This is a genomic window from Alicyclobacillus hesperidum subsp. aegles (genome assembly GCF_027923525.1).
In the GTDB taxonomy this organism is placed as follows: domain Bacteria; phylum Bacillota; class Bacilli; order Alicyclobacillales; family Alicyclobacillaceae; genus Alicyclobacillus; species Alicyclobacillus aegles.
This window is the reverse complement of record NZ_BSBJ01000043.1, coordinates 1-269: the sequence shown is the minus strand read 5'-3', so window position 1 is coordinate 269 and position 269 is coordinate 1. Positions and strand designations below refer to the sequence as shown.

Below are 269 nucleotides of genomic sequence, written 5' to 3'. Positions count from 1 at the left end.
CTTAGGTCCCGACTTACCCTGGGCGGACGAGCCTTCCCCAGGAACCCTTGGGCTTTCGGCGGAGGGGATTCTCACCCCTCTTTTCGCTACTCATACCGGCATTCTCACTTCCACTCGCTCCACATCGCCTTCCGACTCTGCTTCTCCGCCAGTGGAACGCTCCCCTACCATGTCTCCATCCATAGCTTCGGTGTCCGGTTTAGCCCCGTTACATTTTCCGCGCAGCGCCACTCGACCAGTGAGCTATTACGCACTCTTTCAATGGTGGC

Annotated in this window: 1 rRNA gene; it reads right to left on the bottom strand. The window is 58.4% G+C overall.

The window, feature by feature from the left end:
• Nucleotides 1-269, bottom strand: a 23S ribosomal RNA gene (locus tag QMF38_RS09620); the annotation flags it as partial.